Source organism: Bradyrhizobium sp. WBOS08 (genome assembly GCF_024585125.1).
In the GTDB taxonomy this organism is placed as follows: domain Bacteria; phylum Pseudomonadota; class Alphaproteobacteria; order Rhizobiales; family Xanthobacteraceae; genus Bradyrhizobium; species Bradyrhizobium japonicum_B.
In genome coordinates this window covers 2941802-2965392 of sequence record NZ_CP028988.1, presented here as the reverse complement: position 1 = coordinate 2965392, position 23591 = coordinate 2941802, and the positions used below count along the sequence as shown (strand labels likewise).

Here is a 23591-nt window from a genome sequence, read left to right as displayed (position 1 = left end):
CCGTCATGCCCCGCGAAGGCGGGGCATCCAGTACGCCGCGGCTTCTCGTTTCAATCACTGTGATCTCTGGAATACTGGATTCCCCGCCTTCGCGGGGAATGACACTGAGTGCGTAGGGCGTAGCGCCCCGAACTATCACAACCCGCCCAACAGGCTCAGCACGAACCGGCTGCCGACGATGAGCAGATAGCATCCGAACGCCACTTCCAGCCTGCGCTTCGACATCGCATGCGCCGCCCTCACGCCCAGCGGCGCGGTGACAAGGCTCATCGGCATCACCAGGACGGCGCCGATCAGCGAGACGTAACCGAGCGCGAACGGAACTTGCAGGGCTGCGACGGCCGGATAGGTCGCGGCCGCCGGCCAGCCGGCATAGACGTAGCCGATCGCGCCGGGAATCGAGATCAGCACCGCGAGCGCCGATGAGGTCGCAACCGCCTGATGGATCGGGCGGCCGTAGAAGGTCATCAGCAGGTTCGCAAACAGCCCGCCGCCGATCCCCATCAGGGTCGAGAGAATGCCGACGCAGAAGCCGTACACGCGCATCAGGGGGCCATCAGGCAGATCCTCGCCGAACTTCCAACCTTCGCGCGCGAAGACGAGGCGCGCCGCCGCGGACCAGGCGACGGCAACGAAAACGATCTTGAACAAGCGCTCCGGCGCGTAGCGCGCGATCACGGCGCCGGCGACGACGCCGATCACGATCGGCAGCCACCACCTGCGCAGGATCGTCATGTCGACGGCGCCGCGCCTGTAATGCGCCTGGAACGAACGGATCGAGGTCGGGATGATCACCGCGAGCGAGGTGCCGACGCAGAGCGGCATGCGCACCTCGATCGGCACGCCGGCGATGCGGAAGCATTCGTAGAACACCGGCACCAGGATCGCGCCGCCGCCGATGCCGAACACGCCGGCCAGGAATCCCGAAAGCGCGCCGGTTGCGATCAGCAGCACCGCGAGTTCGACAAGCTCCTTGATATCGAGACCCGCAATCACTCCTGACCTGCCCCGGCGACCTGGTCGCAGCGGCTCGGCTCAGAGGCTGCATCCGGGAGCATTAGGCCATCTCGTTCCCGCGGTCGACACGCCGGGCTTGCCGGCTGGGGTGGAATGCAGGGGGCGCATATCCAAGAACCGATCGCGCGGAGGACGCAGAATGGCATGCGCCTGCGGGCAGCGCCCGGGCCGTCCGGGTTTGAACGGGAGGGCCGATTAGATGCGTTCCAACAGCAATTTCAACGAACCTCGCTTCGCTCACAAAAGTGGATTTTCATTCATTATTTCGTTGGCGGACGCATGTGCTGGTATACCAAGGCCCTGATTGGCCTTGCATCATCAAGGCTCTAGAGCTGAACGAAGGTTCGATTTATGGCGATTTGGTGATTGCGCGGGCCAGATCGACTCCGTAAATAGAGCCGACCTTTCCGATCCCCGCGCGCCCCCTGTTGGGCCGCAACACAACATCAAAGCCCATGACCGCACGGATCGAACGACCGCTCTCGCCACACATGCAAGTCTACCGCTGGACGCTGACGATGGCGCTGTCCATCGTCCATCGCGCCACCGGCATCGCCCTTTACGTCGGAACGCTGCTGCTGGTCTGGTGGCTGGTCGCGGCGGCCTCCGGCCCGGCCGCCTATGCCCATGTCCAGGCCTTCGCCGGCAGCATCATCGGCCGGCTGATCGTGTTCGGCTACACTTGGGCGCTGATGCACCACATGCTCAGCGGTATCAGGCATTTCGTCTGGGACCTCGGCTACGGCTTCAAGGCCAATGAGCGGGAGGCGCTGACCTGGGGCGCGCTGATCGGCGGCATCGCGCTGACCGTGCTGGTCTGGATCATCGCCTATGCGATCGGAGGCGGACGATGAGCTTCGACGAATCCCACGGCTCTCCGAAGCGGCCCTCGATGCGGACCCCGCTCGGCCGCGTCCGCAATCTCGGCGCAGCGCATTCCGGCACCTCCGATTTCTGGCGCCAGCGCATCACTGGCGTTGCCATGACGCTGCTGATGATCCCGGTGCTGGTGATCATCATGATGCTGCTCGGCCGCAACCAGGTCGGCGCGGCGCAGATCCTCAGCTCGATTCCCGTCGCGGTGATCCTGCTGCTGTTCATCTTCGCCAGCACCTGGCACATGAAGATCGGCATGCAGGTGGTGATCGAGGACTACGTCCATAACGAGAAGCTGAAGCTCATCTCGATCATGCTCAACAACTTCTTCTCGGTCGCCGTGGCGCTCGCCTCGACCTACGCGATCCTGAAACTTTCCTCCGGAGTGTAAACCCATGGCCAATGCAACGAATGGCTCGGGCAACGGCGCTCCCGCCACCAACGGCAAAGCCTATCCGATCGAAGACCACACCTACGACGTCGTCGTGGTCGGCGCCGGCGGCGCGGGCCTGCGCGCCGTCGTCGGCTGCAGCGAGGCCGGCCTGCGCACGGCCTGCATCACCAAGGTGTTCCCGACCCGCTCGCACACCGTCGCGGCGCAGGGCGGCATTTCCGCCTCGCTCGGCAACATGCACAAGGACGACTGGCGCTGGCACATGTACGACACCGTGAAGGGGTCGGACTGGCTGGGGGACCAGGACGCGATCGAATACATGGTGCGCAACGCCCCCGCGGCGGTCTACGAACTCGAGCATTGGGGCGTGCCGTTCTCGCGCACCGAGGACGGCAAGATCTATCAGCGTCCGTTCGGCGGCATGACCATGGATTTCGGCAAGGGCCAGGCGCAGCGCACCTGCGCCGCCGCCGACCGTACCGGCCACGCCATGCTGCACACGATGTACGGCCAGTCGCTGCGCCACGCGGCCGAGTTCTTCATCGAGTTCTTCGCCATCGACCTGATCATGGACGACCAGGGCGCCTGCCGCGGCGTGATCGCGCTCAAGCTCGACGACGGCACGCTGCATCGCTTCCGCGCCCAGACCACGATCCTGGCCACCGGCGGCTATGGCCGCGTCTACGCCTCCTGCACCTCGGCCCATACCTGCACCGGCGATGGTGGCGGCATGGTGCTGCGTGCCGGCCTGCCGCTGCAGGACATGGAGTTCGTCCAATTCCACCCGACCGGCATCTACGGCGCCGGCTGCCTCGTCACCGAAGGCGCGCGCGGCGAAGGCGGCTACCTCGTCAATTCCGAGGGCGAGCGCTTCATGGAGCGCTACGCGCCGTCGGCTAAGGATCTCGCCTCGCGCGACGTCGTCTCGCGCGCGATGACCATCGAGATCCGCGAGGGACGCGGCGTCGGCAAGAAGAAGGACCACATCTTCCTGCATCTCGACCATCTCGATCCCGCGGTGCTGGCCGAGCGGCTGCCCGGCATCTCCGAGTCCGCAAAGATCTTCGCCAATGTCGACGTGACGCGCGAGCCGATCCCGATCGTGCCGACCACGCACTACAACATGGGCGGCATTCCCACCAACTACCATGGCGAAGTGCTGACCAAGCGGGACGGCGACGACAATGCCGTGGTTCCCGGCCTGATGGCGCTGGGCGAAGCCGCCTGCGTCTCCGTGCACGGCGCCAACCGGCTCGGCTCCAACTCGCTGATCGACCTCGTCGTGTTCGGCCGCGCCGCGGCGCTGCGCTGCGCTGCGAAGCTGACGCCCAATGCCGAGCAGCCGGAACTGCCGGCGAACTCGGCGGAGAAGGCGCTCAGCCGCCTCGATCATTACCGCTACGCCTCCGGCGGCACCCCGACCGCGAAGCTGCGCGAAGGCATGCAGCACGTGATGCAGAACAATTGCGCGGTGTTCCGCACCGGCGAAGTGCTGAGCGAAGGCCAGAACCTGATCGCGAAGGTCCACAGCGGCATCACCGACATCGCGGTGTCCGATCGCTCGCTGGTGTGGAATTCCGACCTCGTCGAGACGCTGGAGTTCGACAACCTGATCGCGCAGGCGGTGGTGACGATGAACTCGGCCGCCAACCGCACCGAGAGCCGCGGCGCCCATGCCCGAGAGGACTTCTCCGAGCGCGACGACAAGAACTGGATGAAGCACACGCTGGCCTGGCTCGACGATGCCGGCAAGGTCCAGATCGACTACCGCCCGGTCCACGACTACACCATGACCAACGACGTGCAGTACATCCCGCCGAAGGCGCGCGTGTACTGAGCGAACAGCGAAGGCCTTATCGAAATGGTTGAATTCGCACTTCCGAAGAACTCCAAGATCACCGGCGGCAAGACCTGGCCGAAGCCCGCGGGCGCGACCGAGCTGCGCGAGTTCAAGGTCTATCGCTGGAATCCGGACGACGGCAAGAATCCGAGCGTCGACACCTATTACGTCGACACCAACGATTGCGGTCCGATGGTGCTGGACGGCCTGATCTGGATCAAGAACCACATCGACCCCTCGCTGACCTTCCGCCGCTCCTGCCGCGAAGGCGTCTGCGGCTCCTGCGCAATGAACATCGACGGCCAGAACACGCTGGCCTGTACCCGCTCGATGCACGACGTCAAGGACGGCGCGGTGAAGGTCAATCCGCTGCCGCACCAGCCGGTGGTGAAGGACCTCGTGCCCGACCTCACCAATTTCTACGCGCAATACGCCTCGGTCGAGCCGTGGCTGAAGACGACCTCGCCGACGCCGCAGAAGGAATGGCGCCAGAGCCACGAGGACCGGGAGAAGCTCGACGGCCTCTACGAATGCATCCTCTGCGCCTGCTGCTCGACCTCATGCCCGAGCTATTGGTGGAACAGCGAACGCTATCTCGGCCCCGCCGCGCTGCTGCAGGCCAACCGCTGGGTGTCCGATTCGCGGGACGAGGCGACCGGCGAGCGGCTCGACAATCTCGAGGATCCGTTCCGGCTCTATCGCTGCCACACCATCATGAACTGCGCCAAGGCCTGTCCGAAGGGCCTCAACCCCGCCGAAGCCATCGCCGAGCTCAAGCTCAAGATGGTCGAGCGCCAGGTCTAAAGACGATATAGGTCTGAAGACGACGTTCATGCTTCGCCTCCCGGCCGGACCGGCCGGGAGGTTCCGGGATCGCGGTCAATTCGAGGAGAATCTTCTCCAATCCGCCGCGCGTGCAACTTTTTCGTATCACAACCACCGGTTCCCGCATTAGCTGCTTCCTTCCTCGCGCGAGATTCAGTTAAGCTGCCGTCAGGGACGGAGCGACTGTGCAGAGGGCGCAACGCAACTCGCTGAGGCTGTTGCAGTGGATGATGGCGGCATCCCTGGCGCTGCCGATTGCGCTGTTCGTGATCGCGGCCAGCATCTCCTACGGCTCGACCAGGGACATCGCCGACCGGGAGATCGAGCGCACGCTCGACGTCGCGCATGAGCACGCGCTCAAGGTGTTCGAGACCGTGGACCGCAGCCTGGCCGAGCTCAACGAGGTGGTTCGCGGCCTGTCCGACGACACCATCCGCGCGCGCGAGCCGGCGCTGCACCGCCGCCTGAAGCGGCTGACCGACGCGCTGCCGCAGCTGAAATCGGCCTGGATCTTCGACGCGGACGGAAAGGCGCTGGTCAACAGCCTCGTCTCGCCGCCGCCGGAGCTGAGCTTCGCCGACCGCGACTATTTCTACGCCCATGTCGACCAGGCCATCGGCACGTTCATCGGCGCGGCGCTGACGCCGCGTCCGCCCTATCAGGGCGCGCGCTTCTTCGGGGTGAGCCGCCGGCGCGATTCAGACGACGGCCGTTTCATCGGGGTGATCCAGGCCTCGGTCCTCCCCGAATATTTCGAGAGCTTCTATGCCCGCATCGGATCGGATCCCGGTAGCTTCTTCGCGATGGGCCGCACCGACGGCGCGATGCTCACGCATGTCCCGCGGCTCGACCGCGACGTCAGGCTCGATCCGAGCGGACCGGTCGGCCGGGAGATCGCGGCGCGCCCCGAGCACGGCCTCATCACCATCGCCTGGCCGTCCGACGGGATCGAGCGTCGGATCGGCTACCGGCGGGTCGCGGAATACCCGATCTATGTCAGCGCCGGGCTCGAGACCTCGGCGATCCGCGCGCGCTGGCTTTCCACGATCGGCCAGCATCTGGTGTTCGGCCTTCCCGCCACCGCGCTGCTGTTTCTGCTGCTGGCGCTGGCGTTGCGGCGCACCCAGCAGATTCAGGCCGAAGCCGCCAAGCGGCGCGAGGCCGAGGAGGCGCTCAAGCATAGCCAGCGCCTGGAGGCGCTCGGACAGCTCACCGGCGGCGTCGCGCACGATTTCAACAATCTGCTGACGGTGATCCGCGCCTCCGTCGACCTGCTCAACCGGCCGCAGCTGACGGAGGAGCGGCGCCAGCGCTACATCACGGCCATTGCGGATGCGGTGGCCCGCGCGGCCAAGCTGACCTCGCAGCTGCTCGCCTTTGCGCGGCGTCAGACCCTGAAGCCGGAGGTGTTCGACGTCGGCGAGCGGATGCAGTCGCTGCGCGACATGCTGGCGCCGCTGCTGGGACCGGCCATCGAGATCGCCATGCGCCTGCCCGCCGAGCCCTGCCTCGTCCGTGCCGATGCCGGCCAGTTCGAGACGGCGCTGATCAACATGGCAACCAACGCGCGCGACGCCATGCAGGGCAAGGGCAGGATCACCTTCAAGGTCGAGCCGACGACCACCATTCCGGACACGCTGACCGGCCAGAACTTGGGCAGCCGGAATTTGGGCAGCCAGAGCTCGGCCAACCACGGCTTCGTCAGCGTCACCGTCAGCGACACCGGCATCGGCATTCCCGCCGCCCGATTGGGACGCATCTTCGAGCCTTTCTTCACCACCAAGCAGGTCGGTCACGGCACCGGCCTTGGCCTGTCCCAGGTGTTCGGCTTCGCCCGGCAGTCCGGCGGCGAGGTGACGGTCACGAGCGAGGTGGGGCACGGCAGCACCTTCTCGCTCTATCTGCCGCGCGTGCCGACCGAGCTGCTGCCGCAGCGGCAGGCGCCCAACACGGCGCCGGCGGTGGCAGGCAGCGGCATGTCGGTGCTGGTGGTCGAGGACAATATCGAGCTTGCCAATTTCGCCGCCGATGGCCTCACCGAACTCGGCTACAGCATCACGCTGGTCGACAATGCAACCGATGCGCTCGCGGAACTCGTCCTGGATGCGGATCGCTTCGACGTCGTGTTCTCGGACGTGGTGATGCCCGGAATGACCGGGCTCGATCTGGCGCAGGCCATCTGCGACCGCGGCATCGACGTGCCGGTCGTGCTGACCACGGGCTACAGCCAGGCTCTGTCGCAAGAGGGCGCCGCCGGCTTCGATCTGGTGCAGAAGCCCTATTCAATCGAGGAATTGTCGCGCGTTCTGCATCGCGCGGCCCGGATCCGGCGCGTCAGGGACGGTGCCGCCGAATAGGGGCCCTGCGGAACCGGAGGGAACCCGCGAGTTCCCTTGGCGTTGTCGGCCTATGCACAAGCCCGCCGCGAAACGCGAACAGGACAAGCCGCCGATCGTTGGCATCAAGGGCGAAAGTGGCGACGAGGTCGAGCCGCCGCCGCCGGAGCTGCTCGAGCCCGATCCCGAGCTCTCGCCTGAGGAGGCCGAGCAGGCTCGCAAGGATTATCTGCTGACGCGGTTCTGGATCAGTGCGCGCGGCTTCTGGGGACGCAGCGGCGATCGCCTCGCCTGGCCGTTCTCGATCGGCCTCGGCCTCCTGATCGTTCTCACCGTCGGCTTCCAGTACGGCATCAATGTCTGGAACCGCGCGATCTTCGATGCGATCGAGAAGCGCGATGCGGGATCGGTCTTCCATCTCACCGCGGTGTTCTTTCCGCTCGCGATCGGCAGCATCGTGCTCGGCGTCGCGCAGGTGTTCGCGCGGATGGGCATCCAGCGGCGCTGGCGGGCCTGGCTGACGGCGAGCGTGCTGACGCGGTGGCTCGCCAACGGACGCTACTACCAGCTCAACCTGGTCAGCGGCGATCACCAAAACCCCGAATACCGGATCGCGGAAGATCTGCGCATCGCGACCGACTCCCCGGTCGATTTCCTCGCCGGTGTCACCTCGGCGCTGCTGTCGGCGGCGACCTTCATCGTCGTGCTCTGGACCATCGGCGGCGCGCTCACCGTCACGCTTGGCGGCACGAGCATCACCATTCCGGGCTTCCTCGTGATCGCCGCGATGCTCTATGCCGCAATCGCCTCGAGCTCGATCCTGGTGATCGGCCGCCGCTTCGTGCAGGTGTCCGAGGACAAGAACCAGGCCGAGGCCGATTTCCGCTACACGCTGACGCGCGTGCGCGAGAACGGCGAGAGCATCGCGCTGCTCGGCGGCGAGGAGGAGGAGCGCGACGGCATCGACCGCAACTTCACCAGCGTGATCCGGCAATGGGCGCGGCTCGCGGGCCAGCATATGCGCACCACGCTGGTGTCGCAGGGCTCGAGCCTCGTTGCGCCCGTGGTCCCTCTCCTGCTCTGCGCGCCGAAATTCCTCGACGGCAGCATGACGCTGGGGCAGGTGATGCAGGCGGCCTCCGCCTTCACCATCGTGCAGAGCGCGTTCGGCTGGCTGGTGGACAATTATCCGCGCCTCGCCGACTGGAACGCCTGCGCGCGCCGCATCGCCTCGCTGATGATGTCGCTCGACGGCCTCGAGCGCGCCGAGCAGGGCGACGGTCTCGGCCGCATCAAGCGCGGCGAGACGCGCAACGAGGCCATGCTGGAGATGAAGGATCTCTCGGTCACGCTCGATGACGGCACCGCGGTGGTCGGCGAGACCGAAGTGGTGATCGAGCCCGGCGAGCGGCTGCTGGTGGCCGGCGAATCCGGCACCGGCAAGAGCACGCTTGTGCGTGCCATCGCCGGCCTCTGGCCCTGGGGCGGCGGCAGCGTGAATTTCCATCCCGACCGGCGGCTGTTCATGCTGCCGCAACGGCCTTACGTGCCCTCGGGATCGCTGCGCCGCGCGGTCGCCTATCCCGGCGCCGCCGACCACTGGACCGTGGACGAGATCGGCGACGCCCTGCACAAGGTCGGGCTCGATCATCTCAAGGAGAAGATCGAGGAGGAAGGTCCCTGGGACCAGACGCTGTCGGGCGGCGAGAAGCAGCGCCTCGCCTTCGCGCGGCTCCTGCTGCACAACCCCGACATCGTCGTGCTCGACGAGGCGACCTCGGCGCTCGACGAAAAGAGCCAGGACAGGATGATGAAGATGGTCACCGACGAACTGCCGAAGGCGACCATCGTCAGCGTCGCGCATCGCGCCGAGCTGGAAGCCTTCCACAGCCGCAAGATCGTGCTGGAGCGGCGTAAGGGCGGCGCCAAGCTCGTCAGCGACATCGCCCTGATCCCGCGCAAGGGCAAGCGCCGGCTGCTCGGCCGATTCCTGCGGCAGCGCAAGGCCCCGAAGAAGGCGGCGTAAGGTTGGCGTAGCGCTCTCGCTCTGGCGTCCCGGACAAGCGCGCCAAAAGCGCGCGCCGATCCGGGACCCATACTCACAGGGAGCAGTTTGGCGACGACTCGGAGTGGGCATCTCGCGCCACAATCACGGCCTGTGATTATGGGTCCCGGATCTGCGCTGACGCTTGTCCGGGACGACACCTGTGGTGCAGCGTTGGAGTCCTCCTCAAAACCGGCTATGCATGCGCCGCCTGCAACGAGGATCTGCTGCTTGACGACCGACAACATTCCTTCGTCCGCGCCGTTCGGCGCGTTTGCGCCGAACGCGGCGCAGACCGCGATCATTCGCCTCGCGACGCAATCGGGGCTGAAGCGCGGCGCATTCCGCCCGTGGATGTCGCGGCTGGTCAATCTGCTGCGCAGCGGCCCTGTCGACGTGCAATATCAGGGCGCCTCGTTCCGGCTCTATCACCAGGGCAGCGCGACCGAGCGCGGCGCCTTGTTCAATCCCGACTACAATCTCGACGAGCTCGATTTCCTGCGCCAGCACACCCCTTCGGGCGGCACCTTCGTCGACGTCGGCGCCAATGTCGGCACGTTTGCATTGGTGATGGCGCGCCAGGTCGGCAGCACGGGCAAGGTGATCGCGATCGAGCCGCATCCGCTGACGTTTGGACGGCTCTCCTTCAACCAAGCCGCGTCGAAGGCTGCGCAGGTGCGGCTGGTGCAGGCCGCGGCCGGCGACAGCGACGGCGAGCTGATGATCGAGAGCGGCGGCGGCAATCTCGGCGCCACCCATGTCGTCACCGGCACCGCCGGCGCCGACGCGATCAAGGTGCCGTCGCTGCGGCTGACGCGCATCCTCGATGAGGCCGGCGTCACCCAGATCGATTCGCTCAAGATCGACGTCGAGGGTTTTGAAGACCGCGTGCTGATCGGCTTCTTCCGCGACGCGCCGTCGCCGCTGTGGCCGCGCGCGGTGGTGATCGAACACCTGTCGCAAGACGAATGGCAGCAGGATTGTATCGCCGACATGGTCGCGCGCGGCTTTGCGATCGTGCGCAAGACGCGAAGCAACACGTTCCTGTCACGCTGACGAGAAACGAACAACGGAGCTAGCGATGATCGATCATTTGGGCTTTTCCGTCTCCGATTACGAGCGCGCGAAGGCGTTCTACACCAAGGCGCTGGCGCCGCTCGGCTACGGCCTGATCATGGAAGTGACGGCCGAGCAGACCGGGCACGCTCCGGCCGCGGGCTTCGGCGCCGACGGCAAGCCCGACTTCTGGTTCGGCGCGGAAGGCGCCATGAACAAGCCCGTGCATATCGCCATTCGTGCTGACGACCGCGCCACGGTCGACGCGTTCTACAAGGCGGCGATCGCCGCCGGCGGACGCGACAATGGCCCGCCCGGCATCCGCCCGCATTACCATCCGAGCTATTATGGCGCCTTCGTGCTCGACCCTGACGGCCACAACATCGAGGCGGTCTGCCACGCGCCGGAATAGCCAGGTTCCTGCCGGAACCTCGTATCTCGCAGGCCGTTATCGTTGCTTGCAACAAGGAGCACGGCATGGCCAACGACAATGACCGCGACGTCGATCGCGCCTGGGATCTGATGAAGAAGATCGGGTTTGCGATGCTGGTGACGCGCGACGGCGACAAGCTGCGCGCGCGACCGATGAGCGCTCATCTCGACCGCGAGGCGAACACGATTTTCTTCCTCACCGACGCACGTCGCCACAAGGACGAGGAGATCGCACGCAATCCCTCGATCAACCTGTCGTTCGCGGATGCCGGCAGTCAGAAATATGTCTCGCTGACCGGTACGGCCGTCGTCTCCAACGATCGTGCGAAGATTAAGGAGCTGTTCTCGACGCCGGCGAAAGCATGGTGGGACAGCGCCGAGGACCCCAACATCCGCGTGCTCAAGGTGACGCCCGACGACGCCGAGTTCTGGGATTCGCCGGGCACTGTGATCTCTTACGTGAAGATGTCTGCGGCGGCGGTGACGAACACGCGGCCCGACATCGGAGAGAACCGCAAGGTCACGATGTGATGCCGATCGAGCCGCCCGAGATTCCACCCTCGACACCGGGCACGCCGACCGAGCCGCCGCCGGGAATTCCGCCCGGCAATCCGGAGCCCGAAATCGCGCCGCCGGTGCGCGAGCCCGGCGAATCCCCGCGGCCCGACGAATTGCCCGGCCGCATGCCTGAAGAGATTCCATCGCGCGGGCCGAACGGCCCGCTCACGCCCAATCCTGCGACGGATGCAAGTTCGCCGCAGGATCGCGCATGAGGCGGCATCGCATGTGTGGCGATTGCAACCTGCGTCTGAATGCGCAATGAACGTCATCATAATGAGTCGATTTCCGTGCAGAAATAAATCGGGCCGCGACCGCTTCGCCCGCCACAATCCGGCCTAACGCGTAGCCGTTCATCAAGCACACTTCGTCAAAGAACCTTCCGGGGAAGTTCGCCACCATGACCAATCTTCGTTTCGTGCTGCTTGCGACGACGGCTCTGACCGCGATGCAATTCGCAAGCTCTGCATCGCAAGCGCAAAGTGCGCCGCCGCTCGTGCTCGCTCAGGCCCAGCCGCAAGACACGGGCCCTGACGGAAAACCGAAGCAGCCGCCGAAGGGACCGCCAGCAGCGGCACCGCCTGCCGCGCCCTCGCGGCCCGCCGCACCGCCGCCCGCGGCTGCACCCCCGCCCTCCGGCACCGTCCGGCGCGCGCCCCGCTCCGACTCCCCCGGCTCCGCCTCCCGCAGCAGCTCCTCAGGGCCGTCCTGCGCCGGCACCGACGGCGACACCTTCCCCCGCGCCGGCCGCACGACCGGGAGCACCAGCGCCGGCTGCCACGCCCGCACCGACTGTGACCCCCGCACCGACGACAAGCCCTGCGCCGACCGCGACGCCGGCTCCGGGCAGCACGCCTGGTGCAGCACCGGCCGGCCGCCCCGGCACGCCGCCGCCCGGTCGTCCCGGCGCGCCTCCTCCGGCAGGATCACCGGCTCCCGGTGCCACGCCCGCGCCGACAGCCACGCCTTCTCCTGGAGCTACGCCGACGCCCCCGCCCGGGCGCCCGGGTGCAGCACCGACACCCGCGCCCGGCGCAACCCCGGCACCGACTGCGACGCCGACCCCCGGCCAACAAGGCGCAACGCCTCCTGCTGGTGCGCCGGCTGCCGGAACTCCGCCCACAGCACCGCAGGCGGGCACCCTGCCGCGGCCGCCGGCACCTCCCGCCGGCGCCGCAGCACCGACGGTCGTCCCCGGCACGCCGGCCGCTGCCCCGCCGCCCGACAGGGCGCAGTACAGACCGCCGACGGTTGCGCCGGCTTTCCGGGCCGCGCCGACGGTCGCCGCGCCCTTGCCGCCGCCGCCGCGTCCGCCGCAGCGTGACCTGACACCGCTCGCGATCGGTGCAGGCGTGGTGGCCGGCGCCGTGATCGGCGCCACCATCGCCGACCTCCACAACCAGCGACGCGAGACCATCGAAGGCGGCCGCACCGTCTACACCGAGCCGGACCGCATCATCATCCGCGATCCGGGCGGCCAGGCCTATGTCCGCGGCAACGATCTCTATCGCTTCCGCTATGGCGCTCGCGACATCCGCACCGACACGGTCGGCGGCGAAACCCGCACGGTCGTGATTCGTCCTGACGGCAGCCAGATCATCACCATTGTCGGCGCCGACGGCCGGCTCATGCGGCGCATCCGCAGGGATCCCCGCGGACACGAGCTCATCATCATCGACAACACCTACCGCGATCCGCGGGCGGTCGGCGGTTTCTATGTCGACGTGCCTCCGCCGGTCGTGAACATTCCCTACGATCGCTACATCGTCGATGCCCAGGAAGCGTCACCCGATGTCATCTACCAGACCATGGTGGCGCCGCCGGTGCAGCGGATCGATCGGCGTTATTCGCTCGACGAGATCCGCTACAGCCCGAATGTTCGCATGCAGATGCCGAGCATCGACGTCAACACGATCATCTTCGAGACGGGATCGTGGACCATCCCGCCGGACCAGGCGGCCCGGCTGCAGGTGATCGCCGACGGCCTCAACCAGGCGATCCAGCGCAATCCGCGCGAGGTATTCCTGATCGAGGGACACACCGACGCGGTCGGCAACGAGGTCGACAATCTGTCGCTGTCGGACCGTCGTGCGCAAGCCGCGGCCGAACTGCTGACGCAGCAGTTCGGTGTGCCCGCCGAGAACCTGACGTCGCAGGGCTACGGCGAGCAGTACCTGAAGGAGCAGACGCAGGGGCCGAGCGCGATCAACCGTCGCGTCACGATCCGCAACATCACGCCGCTGCTCAACGGCGGCCAGGCCTCGCTGCCGCCGCCCCCGCCCGGCACCGCGCCGCCGCGGTAACGGCAGACACAAATGCAAAATGGTCGGGAGCGATCCCGGCCATTCTTGTTTGAGGGCTCTGGTGCCCCGGACGCAGCGCAGCACGCAGTGATGCGCTGCTGAACCGTGGCCCATAAACTGTCGGTGCAATCGATTTCAGAACTGGGTCCCAGCTCTGCGACGCACCGCTTCGCGCTGCATCGGGTCCGGGACACGGAACCTCAGCGACCTCGTAGGGTGGGCAAAGCGGAGCGTGCCCACGATCTTTATCCGTCACGGAGGAATGGTGGGCACGCTTCGCTTTGCCCACCCTACGACAGCGAGAGCATCAACCCTTGCCGCTCTGCAGTCGGAAGACCTACGAGCCTTCGCGCCGCCTCCCTCCGGTCGCGGTTCGCAATCGAACCCTCTGCATCATTGCCCCGCAGCCAATCCCAGCGCGTCGACCATGACACGAAACACCTCGGTGTTGTCCATCGAGCCGTGCACGCGCTCACTGCCTGGACCGGTCGCTGTCAGGATAACGTCCTCGCCCGAGTGCACACTGGCGCCGATCATCGCCGACAGATTGCCGGGCCGGAGCACGGCGCCCGGGACGTCCCTATATTTGTCGTTGGCCTTGAAGGTCCCGTCACCGCCGGCCTTGACGGTCGGCTCATTGGGATTGTCGAGCTTCGGACGGAACGTCTCGTAGTGATCCGGCAGGCTGGCCGAGAAGATGGCGAGCCGCCGGCTCACGTCGACGCGCGCCGGATAACCTTCCGCATCAGGAGCCGGATAATTGGGAAATCCGGCTTGATCGTAGACGCCGACGCGCTCGCGCAGCGCCACGTTGGGCGTCGTGCCCATGTCGTCGTTCACCGTGCCGACGAGACTGTTGGGATGATTGTGGTCAGCGAGCACCAGGATCAGAGTGTCGTCGCCGCGCGCCTGCGCCCATTCGCGCGTCTGGCGTACCGCGTTGTCGAGCATGATCGTGTCGTAGACGGCCCGCTCCATGTCGAGCAGATGCGCGTATTTGTCGATCATGCCGGATTCGACCATCAGGAAGAAACCGGCCTCGTTCCGCGATAATAGCTTGAGCGCGGCCTGCACCTGCTCGGTCAGATCGGGCTGCTCGGGGAATTTCTTGACGCCGCCGCCCTTCAGGAATTTGCGGTCGAGCGCACCGTCCATGTTTCCCGTGGCGAACAGGCCGAGCAGCTTGCCGGTCTCCGGCTTTGCCGAGAGAGCACCGAGCTCGCCCGCGGTGGTCGCCACCTGATATCCTGCATCGCGGAACTTGGCGATGTAATCGGTCTCGTCCTTGCGTTTCGAGCCTGCGGCCGACTTCGGCATGAAGTTCGCGCCACCCCCGCCCATCAGCACATCCGGTTTCGCCGCGAAGAACTGCTCGACGATCTCGTCATAGGCGGCGCGCCGGCGCGTATGCGCGACCATTGCCGCCGGCGTCGCGTCTTCGACCTCGGTGTTGGTGACGACACCGATCGCCATGCCGAGCCGCCGTTTGGCGAGGCTGGTGATGGTCTCGACCCGGGGATCGTCGAACGGGCTTGCGCTGCGATCCGCATAGACGCCTATGGCGTTGACGGCGCTCTTGTGTCCGGTCGCATAGGCGCTGGCCGAGTTCGCGGAATCGGTGATGATCGAATCCGAGCCTGCGGTCGCCACCAGCGCCATATGGGGCATGTCGTCGATGGCGAGCTTGCCGCGGCTCTTGCCCTCCGAAATGCCCTTGGACAGGATTCGCGCGGCAACACGATGCGCCGGCGACATGCCGTCGCCGATGAACAGGATGACGTTCTTCGCCTTGCGCGGACCGGTGTCGTAGACCGTCCATGTGACGCTGCGCTGGCGCGTGCCGTCGCTCACGTCCACGGTCACGCTGCCCGGCTTGGGCAGCGTGACGTCGCGCAGGATCAGGGCCGACTGATCCTTACCGTCCTCGCGGTCGATGAAGGTCCCGGCGCGGCCGAACGCGGTCGCATGATCCGCGCCGTTCACAGTGATCTTCAACTTGGCCGGATCAACCAGTCCGGGGAACTCGACCTTGAAGTCGAATCGCGCTCCGGCCAGAACCTCGGCGCGATCGATCGGATAGATCGTCTGTGCCGACAGTGACGATGTCCAGCAGAGCACAATGAGACAAGCGAGTACCGATGTCCTGACCATGCGCAATGCTCCGCAATCCCGTTTCGATAGGAAGCGTAACGATCGAGAATGACACCCTCATTAAGCTCGTGGCCCCGTTCGGGCTATGAGCAATCGTAGGGTGGGCAAAGCGGAGCGTGCCCACGTATTTTTGCGACCGAGAGAGATGGTGGGCACGGCGCTGGCGCGCCTTTGCCCACCCTGTACCCTTGAGAGGTTCGAGACGGCCTTTTGGAGTAGACTGGCCGTGCGGGCCGATCCGCCGGGAGCAGCCTTGCCCACCTGTGCCTTGAGCACCGACGTAGGAACCGCGCCCCCAGATGCTGTCCAGGATGCCGAAGGCACCGGCAACGCCGGCGCAACGCGTCCTGGACTGCATCGAGCACGGCGCTACCATATCGCTCAAGGGCGATCTCCCCTTGACCACGGGTAGGAGGTCCTACGACTTTGCCTACCCTGCGACTTTGCCCGCCTACGACAGTGAGAGTCTCAACCCTTGTCGCTCTCGAGCCGGAAGATCTGCGAGCCTTCGCTGCCGGAGAGCAGGCCGGTCTTCGAATAGAGGCCGAGCTTGGTGCGGGTGTCGGCGATGTCGAGGTTGCGCATGGTGAGCTGGCCGATGCGGTCGGCGGGCGTGAACGCGGCGTCCTCGACCTTCTCCATGCTGAGCCTTTCAGGCGCATAGGTGAGGTTCGGGCTCTCGGTGTTGAGGATCGAATAGTCGTTGCCGCGGCGCAGTTCGAGCGTGACCTCGCCGGTGACGGCGCGCGCGACCCAGCGCTGCGCGGTCTCGCGCAGCATCAGGGCCTGCGAGTCGAACCAGCGGCCCTGATAGAGCAGGCGGCCCAGGCGCATGCCGCTGATGCGGTACTGCTCGATGGTATCCTCGTTGTGGATGCCGGTGACGAGACGCTCATAGGCGATGTGGAGGAGCGCCATGCCGGGCGCCTCGTAGATGCCGCGGCTCTTGGCCTCGATGATGCGGTTCTCGATCTGGTCGCTCATGCCGAGGCCGTGACGGCCGCCGATGGCGTTGGCTTCGAGGAACAGCGCGACGGGATCGGCGAAGGTCTGGCCGTTCAGCGCCGTGGGCTGGCCTTCCTCGAAACGCACCACGACCATCTCCGCCTTCACGGCGCAGTCGTCGCGCCAGAACGGCACGCCCATGATCGGGTTGACGATCTTGATGCCGCTGTCGAGGCTCTCGAGATCCTTGGCCTCGTGCGTGGCGCCGAGCAGATTGCTGTCGGTCGAATACGCCTTCTCGGCACTCATCTTGTAGGCAAAACCCTGCGCGGTCATGAATGCCGACATCTCGGCGCGGCCGCCGAGCTCGTCGATGAATTGCTGGTCGAGCCAGGGCTTGTAGATCTTCAGGCCGGGATTGGTGAGCAGGCCGTAGCGGTAGAAGCGCTCGATGTCGTTGCCCTTGAAGGTCGAGCCGTCGCCCCAGATGTTGACGCCGTCTTCCTTCATCGCCGCGACCAGCATGGTGCCGGTCACCGCGCGCCCCAGCGGCGTGGTGTTGAAATAGGTGATGCCGCCGGTCGAGATGTGGAAGGCGCCGGACTGGATCGCGGCGATACCCTCGTGGACCAGCTGCGTGCGGCAATCGACCAGGCGCGCCTTCTCGGCGCCGAACTCCATCGCCTTGCGCGGGATCTCGTTGTAATCGGCTTCATCCGGCTGGCCGAGATTGGCGGTGTAGGCGTAGCAGCGCGCGCCCTTCTGCTTCATCCAGAGCAGCGCTGCGGAGGTGTCGAGGCCACCCGAAAAAGCGATGCCGACTTTCTCACCCTTGGGCAGGCTTTTCAGGATCGTGGTCATGGGGCTTCCAATCGGGTCTCAAGGGGCTGATGGAGGGTTCGAACTTGACCGCGCGAATATCAAATTTCGCAGGGATCGGCACGCATTTAATGGCTCAAAGCGACGGCTCGGGGCCGGTCTTGCGGCCGAACAGGCGCTGGCGGAGCCGGTAGGCCGGCATGTTGAGCCGGGTCAGGGCGGCATCGACTGCCTCGTCGGAAAACCGCGTCCGCGGCCAGCGGTAAATCAGCGCGTAGGCGAACCAGATCACGACGAAGGTGACGAGGCCGGCGATGGCCACGTCGGTGAAGAAGTGGCCACCGAAGGCCATGCGCAGCCCGCTCGTCAAGGCGCCGAACGTTACGGCGGCGGCGTAGGCGAGCGGCCGCCACGCCGGCGGCGCCAGCGCGGCCGGCGCCAGCGTCCAGAACGCGGTCGCGCCTTCGCCCGAGAAGAACGAGCAATTGCGGGCGCAGCCGCCGCGCGGATCCCACCACGGCACGAATTGCTGGTCGCCGGCGAACTCCGTCACCACCACCGGGCGCGGCCGGCCCCAATAGGTCTTGAAGGTGAGGTTGGTGAGAATGCCGGCCGACATCGCCATCGTCACCAGCAGGAAGATGATCGTGCGCCCCCGCACCATCAGCGGCCGGTCCGGCCGGATCATCTTGACCACGAGCGCCACGATGGACGGCAGCACGAAGGCCCACGCGACCCACATCGCAGCGTCACGCGCGAAGCTGGCCCAGCCGTTCAGCTTGAGCGGAAACGTCTTGGTCGCGGGATCGAAGAACAGCGACGCGAGCTTGAGATCGAGCTCAGGATAGAGCCCGAAAACGACGCCGATCACGAGCCACAGCGCGAGGCCGATGAAGAGTCCGGTACGGTTCATGGCGCGCGGTTTAGCGGAGTGGGGAGGAGATGAAAACCCCAGGGAGGTGGCCATCCTCCCCCTGGAGGGTCAGGGCTATCGCATCGCATATGAGAGGTTGCTGTGGCACCAGCTGCCGCCGCAACGTCATGGCCAGGCCTGTCCCGGCCATCCACGCCTTTCCACGCAGCAGGGACAAGCCCGGGCATGACGACCCCTGCAATATCCATCTGCGATGGAGAGTCACCGCGCATCCGGCCGTGAATTCGATGGCAGCGGCGGAGGTGGTTTACGCGGGGGCGGCGCGATGCGCCAGGCGCCGGCGTTGCGGCCGGCGATCAGCCAGTAGACCATGCCGGCGACGATGCCTGCGCCGGTCATGATCTCCAGGTGCCGCCGCACGATGCCCTCGAACTGGAACGTGTCGGGGTGGAACGGGACGAGGCCGAGATAGCAGGCGAGCCCGACGAGGCCGCCGCCGACAGCGTAGGCAAGCGCGCTGCGGATGTAGAGCGCCTCGGTGATGGCGACGATCACCGCCGCCGGCACCAGCGCAAAGCCCGAGACGAAGACGAAGCCGAAGCCGAGCAGGATGTCGATCGTGCCCTGGTCGACGGGACCGGCGCCGAGATCGGCGAATTCCGGAAACAGCAGCGCAACGACGACGATCATGCCGCCGACGAAACAGGCGGCGAGAAAGCCGATAAAGATGACGATGAGGCGGCCGATCAGGGACATTGCGCCACCCTCACCGTCATTGCGAGGAGCCCGCGACAAAATTGCGAAGCAATTTTGCGCTGGTGCGACGAAGCAATCCAGACTGCCGCGGCGGAAAGGCTCTGGATTGCTTCGCTTCGCTCGCAATGACGAGGAGGCGAGAGCGCGGGCATGACAACCTAGTCTGTCATCGCCATGGCGCGCAGCGCCTGGCGCTCGCGTGCGCTGAGCTTCTCGGTCTCCGACTTCAGCTGGCCGCAGGCGGCGAGGATGTCGCGGCCGCGCGGGGTGCGTACCGGCGAGGAATAGCCGGCGTTGAAGATGTATTCGGAGAATTTTTCGATCTGGTCCCAGTCCGAGCACTCATAGGCGGTACCGGGCCAGGGATTGAACGGGATCAGGTTGATCTTGGCGGGAATGCCCTTGAGCAGCTTCACCAGCAATTTCGCGTCGTCGAGCGAATCGTTGACACCCTTGAGCATCACATATTCGAAGGTGATGCGCCGCGCGTTCGAGGCGCCGGGATAGTCGCGGCAGGCCTGCAAGAGCTCCTTGATCGGGTATTTGCGGTTGAGCGGCACCAGCTCGTTGCGCAGCTCGTCGCGCACCGCGTGCAGCGAGATCGCGAGCATGACGCCGATCTCCTCGCCGGCGCGCACGATGTTGGGCACCACGCCCGAGGTCGATAGCGTGATGCGGCGGCGCGAGATGCCGATGCCTTCATTGTCGCCGGCGATCAGCAGTGCATCGCGCACCGCGTCGAAATTGTAGAGCGGCTCGCCCATGCCCATCATCACGATGTTGGTGACGCGGCGCGTGCCGTCCTCGCGATCGGCCCAATCGTTGAGGCGGTCGCGCGCGACCATCACCTGTCCGACGATCTCGCCGGCGGTGAGATTGCGCACCAGGCGCTGCGTGCCGGTGTGGCAGAACGAGCAATTCAAGGTGCAGCCGACCTGCGAGGAGACGCAAAGCGTGCCGCGATCGGTTTCGGGAATGTAGACGCACTCGACTTCATGCGCCTTCTGAAGGTTATCGCCGCTCGGCAGCCGCAGCAGCCATTTGCGGGTGCCGTCGTTGGAGATCTGCTCGGCCACGACGTCGGGACGATCGACCGTGAAATGCTGCGCGAGCTCGGCGCGGATGCCCTTCGAGATCGAGGTCATGTCGTCGAAGCTCTGGGCGCCGCGGAAATAGAGCCAGTGCCACAGCTGCTGCACCCGCATCTTGCGCTGCGCAGGCGCGACCCCGATCTCGCCGAGCCGATCGGCAAGCTCGGTGCGCGACAGGCCGATCAGCGACGGCTTTGCCGGCGGCACATAGGTTTCGAGTGGCGTCTTCTCCACTGGGATTGCGTTGTGCGGCTCGGTCGTCGGGTGCATCGGTTGCCCAAAGTAGTTGCTGTCTCGTCATGCCCGGGCTTGTCCCGGGCATCCACGTTCTTGTCGCCTGAGTTAGCACGTGGCTAGCCGAGACGGCCCGGCCATGACGACTGAAATTGTGGAACCGGCTCTATATAGCAACCGGACCGACCGATTGCGACCTTCTCGCCCGCAGCCTTAACGCCTGCGCTCTTACCGCTTGCAATCCTGCGCGATCTTGTCGAGTGCCTGGGCGAGGCCCTTCAGCGAAAACGTGTCGGTCGTCTCGGTGCCCTTGGCCGAGACACCCTTGACCACGAGCTCGGCGGATTTGCGCATGGCCTCGACCATCCGCTCCTCCTCGGCCGCATTCTTGATCCAGAGGCCGTCGCCCTGCGTGTACATCGCGAAAGCGGCACCGCCGACCTCGACGGTCGATTCCGAGCCCGGCTTCAGCGCGTAGCCGATCATCACCGAGACTTCGTTGTTCACCTTCTCGGCCGGCCGGGTCGAGACGAAGGCATAGGCGGGATCGCGCGGCCGATTCGGCGGATTGGTCTTCGACGAGGACGGCTTGGCCAGCGCGAAGCACACCTTCTTGCCGTTGGGCGTCGCCGAATAGGCCCCCCAGGTGCCGAACTGACCGATCAGGGTCGGCTCCGCGCCACCTGCAACCGAAGCGGGCGGGGCCGCCGCTTTGCTCTCCGGCTTTGCGGCCGACTTCCCATTCGTCGGGGCCGCCGGCGCCACCGGTTTCGGTGCCTCTTTTGGATGTGGCGCGGATTTCGGCGTCGGTTGCGCCGTCTGCGCCTGCGCGGAGACAGCGATTCCCCCGGCCGCCACGCCAGTCATCAAAGCTAAAATCAGCACCCGCCACATGCTGGAGTGGTTCCCTCAATATTGTGACTGGAAGATGGCCCGGCCGCGCTTTGTCCCCGTGGCAGGGATAGCGGGGAAAGCCCAATTTGGGAAGGCAGTTAGCAATATCAGCCTTTGGATCGCGCGGCGCGCTGGGCGGCCCATTGCGCCTCGGTCCAAAGAAGCAAATCCTCGGCGCCGGAACTGCGCAGATGCGCGCCACCGTCGATGACGACCATCTCGCCGTTGATGTAGGCGGCACGATCCGAGACCAGGAAGCTGGCGAGATCGGCCAATTCGCCATGCTCTCCGGTGCGGCCCAGCGGATTGCGCGCGGTCCAGCCCTCGTCTCGGCCTTCGGGACGGAGCTGCCCCGAGGCACCCGCGGTCGGGAATGGACCCGGCGCAATGGCGACGGTGCGGATGCCTTTCGGCCCCCATTCCACCGCAAGGCTCCTGGTCATCGCCAGCAGCGCCGACTTCGCCATCGCCGACGGCACCGTGAAGGCGCGGCCGGTGACGGTCGAGGTCGAGAGAATCGAGAGCACGACGCCGCGATGCTTGTCCTCGATCCAGCGCCTGCCGGCCGCGAGCGTGCAGTACATCGCGCCATGCAGCGTCGGCGCCAGGATCGCATCGGCCGCCCGGAACGACAGATGCTCGCTCTGTGCGATGAACGTGGCGGCGGCGTTGTTGACGAGGATATCGAGCGGCGCATCGCGCCAGATCCGGTCCATCATGGCGTCGACCGCGACCCCGTCGCGGATATCGCAGGCGATCGTCGTGACCTTGCCGCCGCTCTGCGCGCGCATCTCCGCGGCCGTCCCTTCCAGCCGGTCGAGCTTGCGGCCGCAAATGACGAGTTCGGCGCCGAGCGTGAGGAAGCGGTGTCCCATCGCGGCGCCAAGACCCGAGCCGCCGCCGGTGACGAGGATGCGCTTGTCCCTGAGCAGGCCTGTTTCAAACATCGTTTGAATCCTCTCTGTGTCCACATACGCCGTCATTGCGAACGCAGCGAGCAATCCAGAGTCCGCGCCGCGGAAATTGCCTGGATTGCTTCGCTTTGCTCGCAATCACGAGGATAGGCCGAGGCGTGGCCTCAGACAAAGAATCCGGATTGTCGCCCGTGTCTAAATCCGGCAGAAACGGCCCAACTATAATTCCACTCGAAACGCCCCCAGGTGCCGCCATGAAAGCCATCCTCTGCTCGCAATATTGCCAGCCCGACGACCTCGTGCTCGCCGAGGTGCCGGATCCGGTGGCGGGCCCCGGCGAAGCGGTGATCGCGATCAAGGCCGCGGCGCTGAACTTCTTCGACATCCTGATGATTCAGGGCAAGTACCAGATCAAGCCGCCGTTCCCGTTCTCGCCGGCCGCGGAGGTCGCGGGCGTGATCGAGAGCATCGGTCCTGGCGTCACCGATCTGAAAGTCGGCGATCGCGTCGTCGCCTCCTGCGGCCACAACGGCGCGCGCGAGAAGATCGCGCTGCCGGCGGCATCCATCGTGAAGATCCCTGATAATCTCGACTACGACCGCGCGGCCGGCATCATCATCATCTACGGCACCGCGCTGCATGCGCTGGAGGATCGCGCCAGCCCGAAGCCGGGCGAGACGCTCGCGGTGCTGGGTGCGGCCGGCGGCACCGGCCTTGCCGCCTGCGAGCTCGGCGAGCTGATGGGATTGAAGGTGATCGCCTGCGCCTCGTCGGACGAGAAGCTCGAATTCGCCAAGGCGCATGGCGCCGAGCTGACGCTGAACTACGCCAAGGAGGATCTGAAGGAAGGCCTGCGCAAGCTCACCGGCGGCAAGGGCGTCGACATCATCTTCGATCCGGTCGGCGGTGCCTATGCCGAGCAGGCGCTGCGCTCGATCGCTTGGGAGGGCCGCTTCCTCGTCATCGGCTTTGCCGCCGGCGACATCCCGAAGATGCCGCTGAACCTCGCGCTCTTGAAGGGCTGCGACATCCGCGGCGTGTTCTGGGGCGCCTGGACCCGGCAGAATCCGGAAAAGAACCGCGCCAATCTGGAGAAGCTCGTGAAGTGGACCGCGGAAGGAAAGATCTCATCGCATGTCGATCGCACCTTCCCGCTGGCCCAGACCGCGGACGCGCTGAAGGTACTGGCGGGACGCCAGGCGATGGGCAAAGTCATCCTGCATCCGTGAGCT

At 66.0% G+C, this 23591-nt stretch carries 20 protein-coding genes; 12 read left to right on the top strand and 8 right to left on the bottom strand.

The window, feature by feature from the left end:
* Positions 1 to 135 precede the first annotated feature (135 nt).
* Entirely contained in the window at positions 136 to 996 is an 861-nt protein-coding gene (locus tag DCM80_RS14100; RefSeq protein ID WP_257197497.1) for a sulfite exporter TauE/SafE family protein, read from the bottom strand.
* 476 nt (positions 997 to 1472) lie between these two features.
* Here DCM80_RS14100 and sdhC point away from each other — a divergent pair, with 476 nt between their 5' ends.
* The 11 genes from sdhC to DCM80_RS31250 all read left to right on the top strand — a co-directional run bounded on the left by sdhC (position 1473) and on the right by DCM80_RS31250 (position 13681).
* Positions 1473 to 1871 carry a succinate dehydrogenase, cytochrome b556 subunit gene (sdhC, locus tag DCM80_RS14095; protein ID WP_028133330.1) on the top strand — a complete coding sequence of 133 codons (399 nt, stop codon included), beginning with the start codon at positions 1473 to 1475 and terminating at the stop codon, positions 1869 to 1871.
* A complete protein-coding gene (sdhD, locus tag DCM80_RS14090; RefSeq protein ID WP_257179235.1) occupies positions 1868 to 2284 on the top strand; it encodes a succinate dehydrogenase, hydrophobic membrane anchor protein in 417 nt (138 codons plus the stop codon). The genes sdhC and sdhD overlap by 4 nt, the downstream gene beginning before the upstream one ends.
* A 4-nt stretch (positions 2285 to 2288) precedes the next feature.
* Positions 2289 to 4124 carry a succinate dehydrogenase flavoprotein subunit gene (sdhA, locus tag DCM80_RS14085; protein WP_257197496.1) on the top strand — a complete coding sequence of 612 codons (1836 nt, stop codon included), beginning with the start codon at positions 2289 to 2291 and terminating at the stop codon, positions 4122 to 4124.
* 24 nt (positions 4125 to 4148) lie between these two features.
* The gene (locus DCM80_RS14080) at positions 4149 to 4931 is read left to right on the top strand and encodes a succinate dehydrogenase iron-sulfur subunit (RefSeq protein WP_257197495.1); all 783 of its coding nucleotides are present in this window, start codon (positions 4149 to 4151) and stop codon (positions 4929 to 4931) included.
* 206 nt (positions 4932 to 5137) lie between these two features.
* Entirely contained in the window at positions 5138 to 7309 is a 2172-nt protein-coding gene (locus DCM80_RS14075) for a hybrid sensor histidine kinase/response regulator (RefSeq protein WP_257197494.1), read from the top strand.
* Between the two features lie 52 nt (positions 7310 to 7361).
* The gene (locus DCM80_RS14070; RefSeq protein WP_257197493.1) at positions 7362 to 9314 is read left to right on the top strand and encodes an ABC transporter ATP-binding protein/permease; all 1953 of its coding nucleotides are present in this window, start codon (positions 7362 to 7364) and stop codon (positions 9312 to 9314) included.
* A gap of 249 nt (positions 9315 to 9563) precedes the next feature.
* A complete protein-coding gene (locus DCM80_RS14065; RefSeq protein ID WP_257197492.1) occupies positions 9564 to 10388 on the top strand; it encodes an FkbM family methyltransferase in 825 nt (274 codons plus the stop codon).
* A 25-nt stretch (positions 10389 to 10413) separates the two neighbouring features.
* Positions 10414 to 10800 carry a VOC family protein gene (locus DCM80_RS14060; protein ID WP_257197491.1) on the top strand — a complete coding sequence of 129 codons (387 nt, stop codon included), beginning with the start codon at positions 10414 to 10416 and terminating at the stop codon, positions 10798 to 10800.
* Positions 10801 to 10865: 65 nt separating this feature from the next.
* Positions 10866 to 11351: a pyridoxamine 5'-phosphate oxidase family protein gene (locus DCM80_RS14055; RefSeq protein WP_257197490.1), complete on the top strand. Its 486-nt coding sequence runs from the start codon at positions 10866 to 10868 to the stop codon at positions 11349 to 11351.
* The gene (locus DCM80_RS14050; RefSeq protein WP_028133340.1) at positions 11351 to 11593 is read left to right on the top strand and encodes a hypothetical protein; all 243 of its coding nucleotides are present in this window, start codon (positions 11351 to 11353) and stop codon (positions 11591 to 11593) included. The genes DCM80_RS14055 and DCM80_RS14050 overlap by 1 nt, the downstream gene beginning before the upstream one ends.
* Before the next feature lie 1077 nt (positions 11594 to 12670).
* A complete protein-coding gene (locus DCM80_RS31250; RefSeq protein ID WP_306594649.1) occupies positions 12671 to 13681 on the top strand; it encodes an OmpA family protein in 1011 nt (336 codons plus the stop codon).
* 393 nt (positions 13682 to 14074) lie between these two features.
* Here the strand turns inward: DCM80_RS31250 and DCM80_RS14040 are convergent, their stop codons facing one another.
* The 7 genes from DCM80_RS14040 to DCM80_RS14010 form a co-directional block, all read right to left on the bottom strand.
* Positions 14075 to 15832, bottom strand: coding sequence for an alkaline phosphatase (locus tag DCM80_RS14040; RefSeq protein WP_257197489.1), 1758 nt, complete (start codon positions 15830 to 15832; stop codon positions 14075 to 14077).
* Between the two features lie 468 nt (positions 15833 to 16300).
* Entirely contained in the window at positions 16301 to 17638 is a 1338-nt protein-coding gene (gene argG, locus DCM80_RS14035) for an argininosuccinate synthase (RefSeq protein WP_257197488.1), read from the bottom strand.
* A gap of 94 nt (positions 17639 to 17732) precedes the next feature.
* Positions 17733 to 18509 (bottom strand): phosphatase PAP2 family protein, encoded by a 777-nt coding sequence (locus DCM80_RS14030; RefSeq protein ID WP_257197487.1) that lies wholly within the window; start codon positions 18507 to 18509, stop codon positions 17733 to 17735.
* A 222-nt stretch (positions 18510 to 18731) separates the two neighbouring features.
* The gene (locus DCM80_RS14025; protein ID WP_257197486.1) at positions 18732 to 19226 is read right to left on the bottom strand and encodes a hypothetical protein; all 495 of its coding nucleotides are present in this window, start codon (positions 19224 to 19226) and stop codon (positions 18732 to 18734) included.
* 158 nt (positions 19227 to 19384) lie between these two features.
* Positions 19385 to 20587, bottom strand: coding sequence for a 23S rRNA (adenine(2503)-C(2))-methyltransferase RlmN (rlmN, locus tag DCM80_RS14020; protein ID WP_257197485.1), 1203 nt, complete (start codon positions 20585 to 20587; stop codon positions 19385 to 19387).
* A 192-nt stretch (positions 20588 to 20779) separates the two neighbouring features.
* Complete coding sequence (locus tag DCM80_RS14015) at positions 20780 to 21445, bottom strand: invasion associated locus B family protein (RefSeq protein WP_257197484.1); 666 nt, start codon at positions 21443 to 21445, stop codon at positions 20780 to 20782.
* A gap of 107 nt (positions 21446 to 21552) precedes the next feature.
* Entirely contained in the window at positions 21553 to 22392 is an 840-nt protein-coding gene (locus tag DCM80_RS14010) for an SDR family oxidoreductase (RefSeq protein ID WP_257197483.1), read from the bottom strand.
* A 221-nt stretch (positions 22393 to 22613) separates the two neighbouring features.
* On the opposite strand from DCM80_RS14010, the gene DCM80_RS14005 reads away from it, so the two are divergent.
* Positions 22614 to 23588, top strand: coding sequence for an NADPH:quinone oxidoreductase family protein (locus DCM80_RS14005; protein ID WP_257197482.1), 975 nt, complete (start codon positions 22614 to 22616; stop codon positions 23586 to 23588).
* Positions 23589 to 23591 lie beyond the last annotated feature (3 nt).

Excerpts from the sequence above, each read along its gene's own strand:
- sdhC (WP_028133330.1), top strand. The coding sequence starts at position 1,473 with ATGACCGCACGGATCGAACGACCGCTCTCGCCACACATGCAAGTCTAC.
- sdhD (WP_257179235.1), top strand. The coding sequence starts at position 1,868 with ATGAGCTTCGACGAATCCCACGGCTCTCCGAAGCGGCCCTCGATGCGG.
- sdhA (WP_257197496.1), top strand. The coding sequence starts at position 2,289 with ATGGCCAATGCAACGAATGGCTCGGGCAACGGCGCTCCCGCCACCAAC.
- DCM80_RS14080 (WP_257197495.1), top strand. The coding sequence starts at position 4,149 with ATGGTTGAATTCGCACTTCCGAAGAACTCCAAGATCACCGGCGGCAAG.
- DCM80_RS14070 (WP_257197493.1), top strand. The coding sequence starts at position 7,362 with ATGCACAAGCCCGCCGCGAAACGCGAACAGGACAAGCCGCCGATCGTT.
- DCM80_RS14060 (WP_257197491.1), top strand. The coding sequence starts at position 10,414 with ATGATCGATCATTTGGGCTTTTCCGTCTCCGATTACGAGCGCGCGAAG.
- DCM80_RS14055 (WP_257197490.1), top strand. The coding sequence starts at position 10,866 with ATGGCCAACGACAATGACCGCGACGTCGATCGCGCCTGGGATCTGATG.
- DCM80_RS14050 (WP_028133340.1), top strand. The coding sequence starts at position 11,351 with ATGCCGATCGAGCCGCCCGAGATTCCACCCTCGACACCGGGCACGCCG.
- DCM80_RS14040 (WP_257197489.1), bottom strand. The coding sequence starts at position 15,832 with ATGGTCAGGACATCGGTACTCGCTTGTCTCATTGTGCTCTGCTGGACA.
- argG (WP_257197488.1), bottom strand. The coding sequence starts at position 17,638 with ATGACCACGATCCTGAAAAGCCTGCCCAAGGGTGAGAAAGTCGGCATC.
- DCM80_RS14030 (WP_257197487.1), bottom strand. The coding sequence starts at position 18,509 with ATGAACCGTACCGGACTCTTCATCGGCCTCGCGCTGTGGCTCGTGATC.
- DCM80_RS14025 (WP_257197486.1), bottom strand. The coding sequence starts at position 19,226 with ATGTCCCTGATCGGCCGCCTCATCGTCATCTTTATCGGCTTTCTCGCC.
- rlmN (WP_257197485.1), bottom strand. The coding sequence starts at position 20,587 with ATGCACCCGACGACCGAGCCGCACAACGCAATCCCAGTGGAGAAGACG.
- DCM80_RS14015 (WP_257197484.1), bottom strand. The coding sequence starts at position 21,445 with ATGTGGCGGGTGCTGATTTTAGCTTTGATGACTGGCGTGGCGGCCGGG.
- DCM80_RS14010 (WP_257197483.1), bottom strand. The coding sequence starts at position 22,392 with ATGTTTGAAACAGGCCTGCTCAGGGACAAGCGCATCCTCGTCACCGGC.
- DCM80_RS14005 (WP_257197482.1), top strand. The coding sequence starts at position 22,614 with ATGAAAGCCATCCTCTGCTCGCAATATTGCCAGCCCGACGACCTCGTG.